Annotated in this window: 14 protein-coding genes; 4 read left to right on the top strand and 10 right to left on the bottom strand. The window is 42.3% G+C overall.

What is annotated here, in order from left to right; all coding sequences use genetic code 11:
- Nucleotides 1-129: 129 nt before the first annotated feature.
- From aguB to AC5ELV_RS22835, 8 genes are all read right to left on the bottom strand, one after another.
- Entirely contained in the window at nt 130-1,005 is an 876-nt protein-coding gene (aguB, locus tag AC5ELV_RS22870) for an N-carbamoylputrescine amidase (protein WP_025721082.1), read from the bottom strand.
- Nucleotides 1,006-1,034: 29 nt separating this feature from the next.
- Nucleotides 1,035-2,066, bottom strand: a complete 1,032-nt coding sequence (locus AC5ELV_RS22865) for an agmatine deiminase family protein (RefSeq protein WP_493432013.1) — start codon at nt 2,064-2,066, stop codon at nt 1,035-1,037.
- Between the two features lie 118 nt (nt 2,067-2,184).
- Complete coding sequence (gene yfcE / locus AC5ELV_RS22860; protein ID WP_493432012.1) at nt 2,185-2,736, bottom strand: phosphodiesterase; 552 nt, start codon at nt 2,734-2,736, stop codon at nt 2,185-2,187.
- Nucleotides 2,737-2,890: 154 nt separating this feature from the next.
- Nucleotides 2,891-3,478, bottom strand: coding sequence for a sugar O-acetyltransferase (locus AC5ELV_RS22855; protein WP_493432011.1), 588 nt, complete (start codon nt 3,476-3,478; stop codon nt 2,891-2,893).
- A 99-nt stretch (nt 3,479-3,577) separates the two neighbouring features.
- A complete protein-coding gene (locus AC5ELV_RS22850) occupies nt 3,578-3,958 on the bottom strand; it encodes a VOC family protein (RefSeq protein WP_493432010.1) in 381 nt (126 codons plus the stop codon).
- Between the two features lie 318 nt (nt 3,959-4,276).
- Nucleotides 4,277-5,692, bottom strand: coding sequence for a glycoside hydrolase family 1 protein (locus AC5ELV_RS22845; protein ID WP_025721091.1), 1,416 nt, complete (start codon nt 5,690-5,692; stop codon nt 4,277-4,279).
- Nucleotides 5,693-5,902: 210 nt separating this feature from the next.
- A complete protein-coding gene (locus tag AC5ELV_RS22840) occupies nt 5,903-6,511 on the bottom strand; it encodes a DUF1349 domain-containing protein (RefSeq protein ID WP_493432009.1) in 609 nt (202 codons plus the stop codon).
- 36 nt (nt 6,512-6,547) lie between these two features.
- Nucleotides 6,548-7,456, bottom strand: a complete 909-nt coding sequence (locus AC5ELV_RS22835; protein ID WP_493432073.1) for an ROK family protein — start codon at nt 7,454-7,456, stop codon at nt 6,548-6,550.
- Nucleotides 7,457-7,776: 320 nt separating this feature from the next.
- Between AC5ELV_RS22835 and AC5ELV_RS22830 the strand changes: the two genes are divergently transcribed.
- From AC5ELV_RS22830 to AC5ELV_RS22815, 4 genes are all read left to right on the top strand, one after another.
- Nucleotides 7,777-8,112 carry a ribosomal protein L7/L12 gene (locus tag AC5ELV_RS22830; protein ID WP_493432008.1) on the top strand — a complete coding sequence of 112 codons (336 nt, stop codon included), beginning with the start codon at nt 7,777-7,779 and terminating at the stop codon, nt 8,110-8,112.
- A 17-nt stretch (nt 8,113-8,129) separates the two neighbouring features.
- On the top strand, nt 8,130-8,609 hold the full coding sequence (gene ybaK / locus AC5ELV_RS22825) for a Cys-tRNA(Pro) deacylase (protein ID WP_493432007.1): 480 nt from the start codon (nt 8,130-8,132) through the stop codon (nt 8,607-8,609).
- A gap of 88 nt (nt 8,610-8,697) precedes the next feature.
- Nucleotides 8,698-9,891 carry an oxalate decarboxylase family bicupin gene (locus tag AC5ELV_RS22820; RefSeq protein WP_493432072.1) on the top strand — a complete coding sequence of 398 codons (1,194 nt, stop codon included), beginning with the start codon at nt 8,698-8,700 and terminating at the stop codon, nt 9,889-9,891.
- 403 nt (nt 9,892-10,294) lie between these two features.
- The gene (locus AC5ELV_RS22815) at nt 10,295-12,016 is read left to right on the top strand and encodes a hypothetical protein (RefSeq protein WP_493432006.1); all 1,722 of its coding nucleotides are present in this window, start codon (nt 10,295-10,297) and stop codon (nt 12,014-12,016) included.
- Between the two features lie 78 nt (nt 12,017-12,094).
- Here the strand turns inward: AC5ELV_RS22815 and AC5ELV_RS22810 are convergent, their stop codons facing one another.
- Entirely contained in the window at nt 12,095-12,361 is a 267-nt protein-coding gene (locus AC5ELV_RS22810) for a hypothetical protein (RefSeq protein ID WP_493432005.1), read from the bottom strand.
- A 284-nt stretch (nt 12,362-12,645) separates the two neighbouring features.
- The gene (locus AC5ELV_RS22805) at nt 12,646-13,365 is read right to left on the bottom strand and encodes a YebC/PmpR family DNA-binding transcriptional regulator (RefSeq protein WP_013310214.1); all 720 of its coding nucleotides are present in this window, start codon (nt 13,363-13,365) and stop codon (nt 12,646-12,648) included.
- Nucleotides 13,366-13,565: the final 200 nt, after the last annotated feature.

The raw sequence follows: 13,565 nt of genomic DNA, 5'->3' as shown, positions 1-13,565 counted from the left end.
CTACCGATCCGCTCTTTTGAAACCGTTGGGTGCACGCTCCAAAATCCCCTGCCCGAAAAGCCGGGTGAGTCCAATGAAAGGAAACACCTCAGCTTGACGTCAAGGGAGATTTGTCTATCCGTATATAGATTATACTTTTAAATCACCATCATAGGTGGCAATCATATTGTACAGTTCAGGACGACGGTCACGGAAAATGCCCCATTCAATCCGTCCTACTTCCAGCTCATCCAGGTCAAATTCAGCAGTAAGCACTTCCTCATCGGTACGACCCGCTTCTGCGATCTTGTTACCTTGATGCCCGGCAATAAAGGATGAACCGTAGAATGTAATACTGGAGTCCTCGTCCGTTTCAGTTCCGATCCGATTGGAAGCAATGACTGGGATCAGATTGGAAGCAGCATGACCCAGCATGCAAGTCTGCCAGTGATCCTTGGAATCAATGGCAGAATCCTGCGGTTCTGAGCCAATAGCTGTCGGATAGAACAAAAGTTCTGCCCCCATGAGCGCCATACAGCGGGCCGCCTCAGGATACCATTGATCCCAGCACACGCCTACCCCAATTTTGGCGTAACGTGTATTCCATACTTTAAAACCGGTATCGCCCGGATTAAAATAGAATTTTTCCTCATACCCAGGACCGTCCGGGATATGGCTTTTGCGGTATTTACCTAATACTTCACCGTCTGCGTCAATGACAGCAAGACTGTTGTAGCGCGCGTAGTTTTTCTTTTCATAAAAGCTGATTGGCAACACAACCTGTAATTCTTTGGCGATCTTCTTAAAATGGTTAACCGCCTTGTTGTGCTCCAGTTCAGTTGCATATGAATAATAATCAGACTTTTCCTTCTGACAGAAATATGGAGTCTCGAACAACTCCTGCAGCAAAATAATTTGTGCGCCCTGCGCAGCCGCTTCACGTACTAGCTTCTCTGCTTTGCTTATATTTTCTTCGATATTGGTAGAACAGCTCATTTGAGTTGCTGCCACTTTTACTTTTCTCACTGTAGTCCTCCTTTTAGATGTTGTATCGTTCAACGCTTTACAGCAGGCATCTGCTGGGTCGTACAGTGCACGTTACCGCCTTCACGGATGACCGCCATGCCGTCTACAGTACGAATGGTGCGATCTGGAAATACATTTGCCAGCACTTGCTCAGCTGCAAGATCGCTCTCAGCGGCAGTGCCGCCAAACACCGGCAAAATAATGCCGCCATTCACAAAGTAGAAGTTAATATAGCTCAGTGTCAATCGGCTGTCTTCATAATCCACACGCGGCGGCTGACCGATCCGAATCACTTCCAGCTTACGGCCTTGGGCATCCGTTGCTTGCTCCAGAATACGCAGATTTTCCTGCGTGATTTCGTAATTTTCATCCTCAGGATCATCACACACTTGCATAATGACCTTCCCAGGAGCTGCAAAACAAGCAATATTGTCCACATGACCGTCTGTTTCGTCGCCACTAAGACCACGTTTTAGCCATATTATCTTCTCGGCACCTGTATACTCACATACATGCCGTTCAATTTCTTCTCTGCTTAATTCCGGATTTCGGTTGGAATTGAGCAAACACTCTTCGGTTGTAATCAGTGTGCCTTCGCCATCTACGTGCAGTGAGCCGCCTTCCATCACAAGCGGTGCATCAAACCGTGGAACTCCAAGTTTGTCCAAAATTTGCGGCGCAACCTGGTCATCCAGGTCCCATGGAGCGTATTTGCCACCCCAAGCGTTAAACTTCCAGTTTACACCTGCCACTTGACCATGCTCGTCTGTGAGAAAAGTAGGGCCGTTGTCACGCAGCCACGCATCGCTGTGCTCAATCGGCAGCAGTTCTACCCGTTCCCCAAGTTCAAGCGCCTTAACGCTCTCCAGATCATCCGGATTTACGACCACAGTAACTGGTTCAAATTCCGCCATGGCGCGTACAATTCCGGCATAGCCCTTGCATACATCAGCATGCATATCCGGGTATACCATTGAAGATTTTACAGGCCATGAAATATACGTGCGTTCATGTGGCGCCCATTCAGGCGGCATCTTATAATGTGAATCCTTAATTTGCATGTATGGAAGCTCTCTTTCTTTTTCATAATGTAGACTCCGCTCCTATCATACAATAATATGATCTTTGTCTCAATCGAAGCGGAAAAGTTTTAATAATTTACATTCACATTGGAGTAAATTACTTTGAAAACGTGATTGCTTTCACCGTATTCCCATCAAAATCCTTCACAGTGAATTGTGCTCCCTCCAGCACACCGTAAGAGGATGGATAGTTTTCTTTTGGCAGCGAGATCGAACCGGGGTTCAGTATAAAGACTCCATTTTCCACATCCGCTACCGGAATATGAGTATGTCCCTGGATGAACACATCTCCCGCTTCCAATGGTGGTAAATTTCCGATACTAAAGCCATGTCCGTGCGTGACATAGATTCGCCGTCCTTCATGGTGCAGCATAGCATAATCACCCATCATAGGAAACTCCAGTAGCATCTGGTCCACCTCTGCATCGCAATTTCCGCGCACAGAAACCGCAATATGGGACTTGTACTTATTCAGCAGAGCTGCCACTTCTGCCGGATTATACCCTTCTGGTAACGGATTACGTGGTCCGTGGTACATATAATCTCCGAGCAGAACAAGACGATCGGCTCTCTCCTCCCTGTACTTTTCCAGTGCCAATTGCAACCAGTGTAGTGAGCCGTGAATATCTGATATAAACATCAATTTCATGATTGTTCTTTCCTTTCTGAATAGACTAGAAAATATTCCACATAAGCGCATTATTACATTATTCCCTGAATAAATCTGTGCAAAAATATTCTTTTGTTTGGTAATACTCTTTTAAGACAATAAACTACAGCTCATTCGGAGCTGTAGTTTATTGTTAGTTCCTTCTGTACTTGGTCTTATCATCTTCGGTGATTTGACGGATTACCTTGCAAGGGTTTCCAGCAGCGATCACACCAGAAGGGATATCTTTGGTAACGACACTTCCTGCACCGATAATGGAGTTATCGCCTATAGTAACACCAGGCAGAACGCTGACATTACCACCGATCCACACATTATTGCCAACTGTAATTGGAAGTACAATCTCTAATCCCTCATTACGTTGTTCCACATCAAGAGGATGACCCGCAGTATAAAATCCACAGTTAGGAGCAACAAACACATGATCACCGAAAACGATTTTTGCCCCATCAAGCATAATTGTATTATGGTTACTATAGAAATTTTCACCGATTTCAATGTTATAGCCATAGTCACACACAAAAGGCTGCTCAATCAAGAATCTGTCTGTTGTTTTCCCAAGTAAAGTTTTGATGAGTGTTTCTCGTTCTTCGATATTTCTAGGATGAAGCTGATTATATTCGTGGCAGAGACCTTTGGCGTATAAACGTTCTTCAATCAACTCTTCATCATAATTAGCATTGTATAGAAGTCCTAGTTGTGATTTTTCTTTTTCTGTCATAGCCATTCTCGCTTTGCTTATTTAGATACAGAATTCAGATTTCTTTTAAAGCTTCATTGTAGGATTCCACATGCTCACTCTTCAGAACTGGAAAGCTACTCACATTGAAATTTCCACCAAATTACCTTCTGGATCTTTAATTACGCTTTCATAATAGCCGTCACCTGTCAATCTTGGCTGACCCACTACTTCATATCCTGCATGCATGAGCTGCTCTGTCTTTTCATTCACCAGTGCTTTACTTCCAACGGAAAATGCCACATGAACCCAGCCCGTAATATTTATCTGTGGTGAATGATCTACTCCCGTTTTACGCATAACCTCTAACCTTGCTCCATCCTCAAAGGTGATAAAATAGGACTCAAATCCCTTTGTAGCGTTATAATATTTATCGTTAGATTTTCCATCAAAATATTGCTCGTAAAAGCTCTTCATCTTCTCTAAGTCTTTCACCCAGATCGCTACATGCTCAATCTTCATTATTTCCCTCCTTCTGAAGCCTTCATCATTAAAAAACCATTAATTTATACTGGACTCCATTTTTTAGTATAGTTATTATTAATGTTTTAATAAGTCTCAATATATCTCAATAATTAATTTTTGTCCAATCTATTTATCATCAATTATCAGTAAATAACGCTTACGAATCATTCATGAAAGCTCTTTTGTCCTCAGCTTGTAATTCGGTTGCTATTACCCCTAAAAAAATTAGCGACCGCTTCCTAAAAGAGAAAAAGCGGTCGCTATCTATAAGCCTTCATTGTATATTTAATACTTATTCACTGGTTTATTTATATATTAACGTTTCAAGCTTTCACCGTTCGTAGCAATAACTTCTTTGTACCAATGGAACGATTTCTTCGGATATCTTTCAAGTGTACCGCTGCCATCATCATGACGGTCTACATAAATATATCCATAACGTTTTTTAAGCTGAGCGGTCGATGCGCTGACAAGGTCAATACATCCCCAAGACGTATAGCCCAAAACCTCTACTCCGTCCTCAATAGCTTCTCCAACTTGAACCAAATGATCATTCAGGTAGTTGATCCGGTAGTCATCTTCAACCGTTTTTTCGCCTTTTTCATTCGTGATCAGTTCATCAACGGCGCCCAGACCATTTTCAACGATGAACAGTGGTTTTTGGAAGCGATCATAGAACGTATTCAGGACATAGCGCAGACCTTGCGGATCAATTTGCCAGCCCCACTCACTTGCCTCGAGATGCGGATTGCTGACACCACCAAGGATGTTGCCTTCACCTTTGACTTTTTTAGCTTCGTCAGCTGTCTCACAAGTACTCATATAATAGCTGAACGAGATAAAATCAACGGTATGCTTCAAATCTTCGGCATCACCTGGTTCAAAGTGAATAGAAATTCCGTTTTCTTTAAAGAAACGTTTCATGTAACCTGGGTATTGACCTCTTGCGTGAATATCGGCAAATGCCATGTTTCTATGATCAAATTCCATGGCAGCAATCACATCGTCTGGATTAGGTGTCAGCGGATAAGTAGGCATACTCAGCACCATACAGCCAATTTTGAAATCAGGGTTGATCTGATGACCGATTTTTACCGCTCTTGCACTCGCTACAAGCTCATGGTGAATAGCTTGATAAAGATCTTGCTCACTAAGTTGATCTTTTGGTGTACTAATTCCGCCACTCATGAATGGTGCTTCAAGAATGGAGTTGATTTCATTGAAAGTCAACCAGTATTTAACTTTATCTTTGTAGCGATTAAATACAGTTGTAGCATAGCGCTCATAAAAATCAACAAGCTTACGGTTTACCCAACCATCGTATTCTCTGGACAAATGTAAAGGTGTTTCATAGTGTGATAATGTAACGAGTGGCTCAATTCCATATTTGTGAAGTTCATCAAACAAATCATCATAAAATTGCAAGCCTTTTTCGTTAGGCTCCAGTTCGTCACCTTTAGGGAAGATACGTGACCATGCGATAGAAGTACGGAATACTTTAAAGCCCATTTCCGCAAAAAGTTTGATATCTTCTTTATAATGATGATAAAAATCAATACCGATCAATTTCATATTATCTTCTGTTGGTACATCCGTAACAGGCCCCCAACCACCACGAGGAGTTACATCCTGAATGGACCAGCCTTTTCCATCTTCTTGATAAGCGCCTTCGAGCTGATTAGCAGCAACTGCTCCGCCCCACAGGAAATCTTTTGGAAACTGTGTACTCATATTTTCTCCGCCTTTGCTGATGTTTTTCATTAACTAGGATAGAAATACGTTACCTCTATGCTAATGTTTATAAAGTACTTCTAATTGAATCTTAAGGTTTGTAACGCGTTTCATGTCAAGTATTATTTTAAAAATTTCCAGATCTTATAATTGTATTATCTCCAATAATTACTCCCCTATTTATAACTCTTCTATTATTGAGTAAAATGACTATTCTTCAATTGGCGGATCTACATGAATATCTCTATCCGGTTCAGTGCTTACCCAGCGTGTAAAGATAACCTGAAAGCCGGCTCGAGTCGGCGCGCAGGCAAAAGGACCCGCCTGTTGTCCCGTTTCATAAGGAAAACGTGCTACACGTACGGTGCGCCAGCTTTGATTTTCAGTTCGGGCTCTAATGATAACCGCATCCTGTAGCTGTGAAGCACGAATCGTCACATTTTTTCCTACCCAATCAGGTACAGGAGCTAATGACCAATCGGAATATCCATCTGTGACTACGACAGCCAGTTGAGGAATTCCGTCATTTAATTCAATCCCGGCTTTAATCCACCTTTGCTGTCCTTGATACAGCATTATACCGGCCTGATCGTAGAGCTCCGTGAATGAGCCTAATTCAAACGTGACTTCGATGGCAGAGCCTTCTTCCCAGTCTGTAAGCAGGGAATGTCCGCTACTGCGTTCAAATCCATACAACGTTTTTTCCCAGTAGTCGCTTCCTTCTCTAGTTTCAACTTTAAGGAACTGGTCTTCTTCTATGGATGTTACAGGGTGATTAGTCCATGTTCCTGTAGTCCATGCAATTGATTTTTGAGTCATTAATCTCATCCTCTCATGCTTTATTTGAACGATGCCCTATTTCCTTTTCTCCACCAATTGCAAATTGTACGTCAGACTTTCAAGGGTCACCGAAATCAAGCCATACATGTATTCATCATGTGTATCGTTTTTCACAAAAATCTCGGGCATATGTTCTTTGGGTACATCTTTTAGACAGCCGTTATAAATATCGTCCAACAGAGTCGGCTTGGATAACTCTCCAGTCAAAGCGATAGATACAGGGTCTATAATCGCAATAATGGAAGTTATCGTTTGGATCGCCAGAGGGACAAATCCCTCTGTGCTATTTAACTGTATAAGCTGTTCCTCTCTTGTTAAATCAAAGGGTAAAAAGGAAACCTCCCCCGCAAATTTGGTATTTCCTTTTAGCAAATGTCCGTCGACAATAAAACCCGCTCCGGGGAAATTGTCTTTGGGAAACGTAACAATAGCAAAGGTTTTATCCTCATCATAATTCTGCATGTTATAAAATCCGTAGACTGTCAAATGCATATCATTTTCAATGGTAACTTCTAATCCGTATTTATCTTGAAGCCGTGGACCTACAGGGACTCCTATGAGCAGGTCGAGATCACAAACATCGATAATCCCTTGATGAACAACACCAGGGATGCCAATCCCAATGGCTTTGACGTTTCCATAGTTATCAATCAGCTTTCCAATTTGGGTCTCTATGACCTCATAATCAATATAAGGCACTATGGAAGTATTCTCGATGATGATATCGCCAAGCAAATTGGCAACAGCATAAGTAAGAGAATGTATACCACCTTCCGTTTTCACATTTAAACAGATAATATAAGAATAATCAGCGTTATATTTGTACCGTCTAGCTGGGCGTCCGCCGTTCGATTCTTCCAATTCCGTCTCTAATACTTCTCCGGTTTGAAGAAGCTCATTCAGAATATTTCCGCAGGTAGCCACACTAAGACCGGTGATGCTGGCTATGGATGACTTGGTTGCATATTCCTTGGATTTCAATGTGTTTTTAACTAACTCTATATTAATTTGTTTGACCCGAATGGTATTATTGGAGACTGGTTGTATTTGAATACACTCCTTTTCCAGTATTTATTAAAAGGTTTATAATAAGTTGTAATATAACGCTCTGTTTGCAAAAAGTCAATTTGTACACGTCTTCCTCTTCTTTTTCTCTTCGATCATCATGCTATACTATGAGTAAGAGACAAAATCTTAGTGCGACATCTTTGCGGTGAAACTTAATTGAAATTGGAGGGATTCTGTTGTCAGCTATTGAGTATATAGCAATAATCGCGTTGCTCCTCTCGGCCATACTTTTAATCAAGGTCTACAGCCTTCAATCTAGGCTTAATGAATTGAAATCCGACGTGGAGCGTCTTGAAAATCGTTCAGGAATACAGGGCACATCACTGTCAGGTACCATCGCTGCCGCTCCTCCATATATTTTTGATGCAGAAGCTTCAGAAGATATTAATGAAAGGTTGCTCCTGCTAATTAGGGAAGGAAAAAAGATTCAAGCCATAAAAGAGCTGAGAACCGCTAAGGATCTTTCCCTTAAGGATGCAAAGGATTATGTGGATCACTTGGAAAAACTCTAACGAAAGGAAGAAATAAAATGAGTGCCAGCAAAACAAACGCCATGCGCATATTGGACGGGCAACATATACAATACAATATTTTGAGCTATGATCATCAAGATGGAAAAATAGACGGTATGAATGTGGCTGAGAAAATCGAGAGAGCCCCGGAAATGGTTTACAAAACTTTGGTTGCACATAGCAAACAAAATCTGTTTGTTTTTGTAATCCCTGTACATAAAGAGCTTGATCTCAAAAAAGCAGCCAAATCCGCGGGAGAGAAAAAAATTGAAATGCTCCCAGTTAAGGATTTGCAAAAGTATACGGGATATATTCGCGGTGGCTGCTCCCCTATAGGAATGAAAAAGCTCTACCCCACTTTTATCGATCAGCCTGCATGGGAACTGAAAGCCATCGTTGTGAGCGGTGGGAAAATTGGGACCCAACTGGAGTTGAGTCCACACGATTTAGCTCAAATCATTCAGGCACAGTTTACAGATCTGACGCATACAGCATAAAACTCACCACATGATCATAAAATCTTTATGCGTATTTTCTCTTATCCCATGCTTCATCAAGCTTCAACCTGGAGAGGAAGATCTAATGATGCATAATGATTGCCCGAAAAATGCAAGAATCCCCCAACCCATCAGAAGTGATGGCGCTGGGGGTATCGACAAGGGCCCCCGTGATGTGATGAGGGATTTACAAAATCCCGATATGCTGGTTCCCCCCATAACGGACAATGGTCTCATTCCGAATATGAGATTTTCTTTTTCGGATGCTCATATGCAGCTTAATCATGGTGGGTGGTCAAGAGAAGTAACGGTAAGGGAATTACCTATTGCTACAACCCTTGCCGGGGTGAATATGAGTTTGACACCGGGTGGTGTACGTGAGCTTCACTGGCATCAGCAGGCGGAATGGTCATATATGCTGTTGGGAAGTGCCCGCATTACGGCAGTTGACCAAAATGGACGTAATTTTATTGCTGATGTGGGTCCCGGGGATCTCTGGTATTTTCCTCCTGGCATTCCGCACTCTATACAGGGGCTTGAGGATGGGTGCGAATTTTTGCTGGTTTTTGATGATGGCAGTTTCTCCGATCTGAACACCCTATCCATCTCGGATTGGTTCGCACATACTCCCAAAGACGTACTTTCTGCAAATTTTGGTGTACCAGAAGCTGATTTTGCAGCAATTCCTCAAGACCAAGTATACATCTATCAGGATTCCATTCCTGGTTCAATTCAAAGCCAAGCGGTTTCCTCTCCCTATGGTACGATACCTCAGTCCTTTAAGCATGAATTACTCGCTCAGCCCCCGATTAAAACGCCAGGTGGAAGCGTACGAATCGTCGACTCCTCCAATTTTCCGATATCCAAAACCATCGCAGCTGCTCTTGTTGAGATTGAACCCGGTGCCATGCGGGAAATGCATTGGCACCCCAATAATGACGAATGGCAATACTATCTTACAGGGCAAGGACGGATGACTGTCTTTGGTGGCAATGGCGCGGCCCGCACATTTGATTTTAGAGCGGGAGATGTCGGATATGTGCCTTTCGCTTACGGTCATTACATTCAAAATACTGGCTCTAGCTCACTATGGTTTCTTGAAATGTTTAAAAGTGACCGTTTTGCGGATGTTTCCCTGAATCAATGGATGGCTCTTACGCCTACTGAACTGATTCAGAGTAATTTGCATGTAGGTGTTGATGTAATCTCTAATTTACGAAAGGTAAAATGGCCCGTCGTCAAGTATCCTGGTTATTCTTTTTACCCAAAAGATGGGCTCTGAAGAATCCGCTGAACGTGTGTCTTGTCCGTGCTCTCATTAAAAAAACATAATCTCATGCGCATTTCTTACTGCTTTAGGTAATTTTTTAGCGGATAGTTCCGGCCTTAAGGATTGGATTTGTATACAAAGATATAGGCATCCCACTTTAGCCAGTAGCCTATATCTTTTGTAGCATTATAACTGGGGCAGACTCTATCCCTCCCCTTCTGGCATTTGAACATCCATCCACACTACATGTGGATGGATACGCTTCGCCATCTAATACAATATTTTCATAATATAATATAGTAAATTACTGAAATTAATAGACAAATGCCTTATAATTACAAAAAACAATCTCTTCTAACAATTATTCATACTATTTTCGCGTTATTATTCTATGATTAGGGATGTGGCTGTAATTATGTTTAAAAATGAGATTTTAACAAGCTCACTACAGGAGCGCAAACAGATCGTAATCGATGATGTAGCAGCATTGGGCTATCCTTACAATGAGTACGATCAGGGGCGAAAGGTCGGTGGTTATGCGGCTATGGCCCAATTTTCAAAAGGAGATATCAGCACTGGACTTGCCTACGTCAACATTCATTTGGATCGGAACAAAGACATGTTCTGGGGAATTAACGTAATGGAAGCTTATATGAAGTTTAAAGAGTATTACACATCTGAGTTAAAGAATAAAGTAAAAGCAAAAATGCTCAGTTTTAACATTTTGAATGCCGATGGGACGGCTCTGTCGGGAAATACAGAAAATCAACGGCTCATGTACGCAGCGGTTGGGGTTGTCGGAGCGGAAGAATGGCCAGAATATCCGGTGAATTATGCTACCATCGCCAGAAGCTATCTGCTGTCCGAACTTCCCACAATTACAAAACAGGGGTACTTTGAATACGACTCTCCGACATATTTTATCCATCATGTGGGACCGCTATTGTTCATTACCGAACACTTGAAAGATGCGACATTGCGGAATATGGCCAAACTGACGTTGGAGTGGTATTTTTCTAGTATTGTAGGAGAGTGGCTGCATGGGTACTGGGTGACCAGTCAGGCCAGAACATATAATGCGCAGCAAGAGCCGGGATATACACTTGATGAGAGTGTAGTACTGCTGTGGATGTTGTTTGGAGACAGTCGTAAGCCGATATATCTCGGCAATGAAACCAATCTGAAATTTACCACGATTCCATTTGCGGTTGCGGGCTACGAGCTACCAGACATTTTCAAGCGTATAGCAACAGCCCGTTCTATAACTTACACACATAAGGAACGGATGTCTAGAAACAGTAACAAACCGTATAAGACAAGCTACATCACCCCGAATTATGCCGTATTCAGTCAAAAGGACAATCGGCTCGCACAAAACCAGCTTCATCGTTGGGGCATCAAATGGGTGGGGGATACATACAGTGACGAACCAAATACGTTCTTCATGAAGCAACACTTTAGTGAGCCGATTAACTTGAATCCGTCCAACTCGGAATATTGGATTGGCGGAACGAATATGGAGGAAGTGCTTCAGGACGATGGTGCACTCATTGCAGTATACAATATCACAAATTCAAATACATGGATCGACGGCCCTGTTTCATATAACGGAATTAAAGCAACGATCGAACAGGACCCATTCAACAGGAACGGCTGGGTATTCTTTCACACAGGTAAAATGCTGATGGCTGTCAGGACGGCACAACCTTACGTTTGGCCTTATGACACGGAATCGTGGAAATATGGAGGTTATCAGAGATCGTTACGGAGTGACGGGGCAAAAAATGCAGTCATCGTTGAAACAGCACCTCTTATGGACTATGCAGGAGGTACTTGTATTAGAGAGCTTGACTGCTTTGCTGAGGCTGTACTGACGAAAACCGTAGTGGATTTCAGCGGTGTTAACGATACCAATCCCCGGGTCTATTACAAAGGATTAACAGGTAAAGAGATGGAAATCGTATATGCCACCTCACGTAAAATTCAGGGTGCAGAAGTCAATTATGCTAATTGGCCTCTGCTGGATGATCCGTGGATGCATCAGGATTATAATGGAAATAAACTCGATTTGGTTCATGATAGAGAGAGACGGACCTATGATTTCAATAACTGGAATGTAACATCAAGCATTATGTAAGTGTCTGTCTCCAACTGACAAGGGCGTCGCAACCAGGCCATCAGGATCTGTTTGAGACGCCTTAAGCGTTCATAAAGATCAATCCAAAATCGATAGTGTCGTACGCACGTTATCTCTAAGCACCTCAGTGCTTGCGCCTTTCTTAGCGGTAAATGTCAACGATAGTCGGGCATGACTTAGAAATCTGGCGATTGACAATAGCTCAGATTCCGTAGAATGAATCTCCCCCTCTTTTTGGGCGCGGACTAGGGCGTTATAAAAAGCAAGCTCAAGCTTTTCAGTGTTCTCAGAAATAAAAGCTTTGATTTCATGATGATGCGGAACCTGTTCAATAGCACTGTTCATAATAAAGCATTCCTTGGACAGTCTCTTATCCGTCAAAACCCTGACAGATTCATTAAAAATTATCGCTATCGCATCCTTAACTTTCAGACTCGAATTCTTTAGCTCTCCCCAAACCTCATTTTCACCTCCCTGCCTATGATTATGATTTTTACAGACTGATCAGTCAATAAAATTAAACTGATCTTATGTAGATGTTGATTCACAAAAAAACCATCGTACCGAAATACGATGGTTTAGGGATATCTATTTTATCAAAACGCTCAGATGTAAATGATGCAATCCGATTATTCCTCAGAGTCTACATTGTGGTAAACCTGCTGAACATCCTCCAAATCTTCTAATGCATCAATCAATTTATCGAATTGAACCTGTGCATCTTCTGGAAGTGAAATATCATTTTGGGCAAGCATGGTGAGCTCAGCAACGGTAAACTCAGTCACTCCTGCTTGTTTGAAAGCTTCCTGCACAGCATGGAATTGATCAGGCTCTGCATATACGATGACGGCTTCATCTTCTTCAATGATGTCACGTACCTCTACATCTGCCTCCATCAGCAGTTCCAGCACTTCATCTGCGGTTTTACCCACTAGACCAATAACTGCTGTTGAATCAAACATGTAGGCTACAGATCCGCTCACACCCAGGCTACCGCCATTTTTAGTAAAAGCAGAACGCACATCCGATGCGGTACGGTTAACGTTATTGGTCAGCGCATCTACAATGACCATGGAACCGTTCGGACCGAAACCTTCATAACGAAGCTCTACGTAGTTTTCATCACCAGCACCTTTTGCTTTTTCAATAGCACGGTCAATGATTGCTTTGGGTACATTGTACGTTTTTGCACGTTCTAAAACGACTCTTAATACCCGATTGGATTCAGGATCCGGTTCGCCCTGTTTGGCTGCCACATAAATTTCCACGCCAAATTTAGCATATATACGACTCGTATTAGCATCCTTGGATGCCTTCTTTTCTTTAATGTTATTCCACTTACGTCCCATAATATCCCGCTCTCTTCCTGTATGAATATACACAACGAACTTTATTATATCCTTGTATATTATATCTCCTAAAGGACATACGAACAAGTTCAAACAACTCCGTTATGGAAAAATAAACAATTCTACCTAATTAGGGATGCTTGGAAATGTGAACTTTCAATCCTCCTCATCTATGGACAATCCCCCTATCCATGTCTAAG

This window comes from Paenibacillus sp. NMA1017 (genome assembly GCF_058895805.1).
This window is presented reverse-complemented; position numbering and strand designations above follow the sequence as displayed.

Excerpts from the sequence above, each read along its gene's own strand:
- AC5ELV_RS22865 (WP_493432013.1), bottom strand. The coding sequence starts at position 2,066 with ATGCAAATTAAGGATTCACATTATAAGATGCCGCCTGAATGGGCGCCA.
- yfcE (WP_493432012.1), bottom strand. The coding sequence starts at position 2,736 with ATGAAATTGATGTTTATATCAGATATTCACGGCTCACTACACTGGTTG.
- AC5ELV_RS22855 (WP_493432011.1), bottom strand. The coding sequence starts at position 3,478 with ATGACAGAAAAAGAAAAATCACAACTAGGACTTCTATACAATGCTAAT.
- AC5ELV_RS22850 (WP_493432010.1), bottom strand. The coding sequence starts at position 3,958 with ATGAAGATTGAGCATGTAGCGATCTGGGTGAAAGACTTAGAGAAGATG.
- AC5ELV_RS22845 (WP_025721091.1), bottom strand. The coding sequence starts at position 5,692 with ATGAGTACACAGTTTCCAAAAGATTTCCTGTGGGGCGGAGCAGTTGCT.
- AC5ELV_RS22840 (WP_493432009.1), bottom strand. The coding sequence starts at position 6,511 with ATGACTCAAAAATCAATTGCATGGACTACAGGAACATGGACTAATCAC.
- ybaK (WP_493432007.1), top strand. The coding sequence starts at position 8,130 with ATGAGTGCCAGCAAAACAAACGCCATGCGCATATTGGACGGGCAACAT.
- AC5ELV_RS22820 (WP_493432072.1), top strand. The coding sequence starts at position 8,698 with ATGCATAATGATTGCCCGAAAAATGCAAGAATCCCCCAACCCATCAGA.
- AC5ELV_RS22815 (WP_493432006.1), top strand. The coding sequence starts at position 10,295 with ATGTTTAAAAATGAGATTTTAACAAGCTCACTACAGGAGCGCAAACAG.
- AC5ELV_RS22810 (WP_493432005.1), bottom strand. The coding sequence starts at position 12,361 with ATGAACAGTGCTATTGAACAGGTTCCGCATCATCATGAAATCAAAGCT.
- AC5ELV_RS22805 (WP_013310214.1), bottom strand. The coding sequence starts at position 13,365 with ATGGGACGTAAGTGGAATAACATTAAAGAAAAGAAGGCATCCAAGGAT.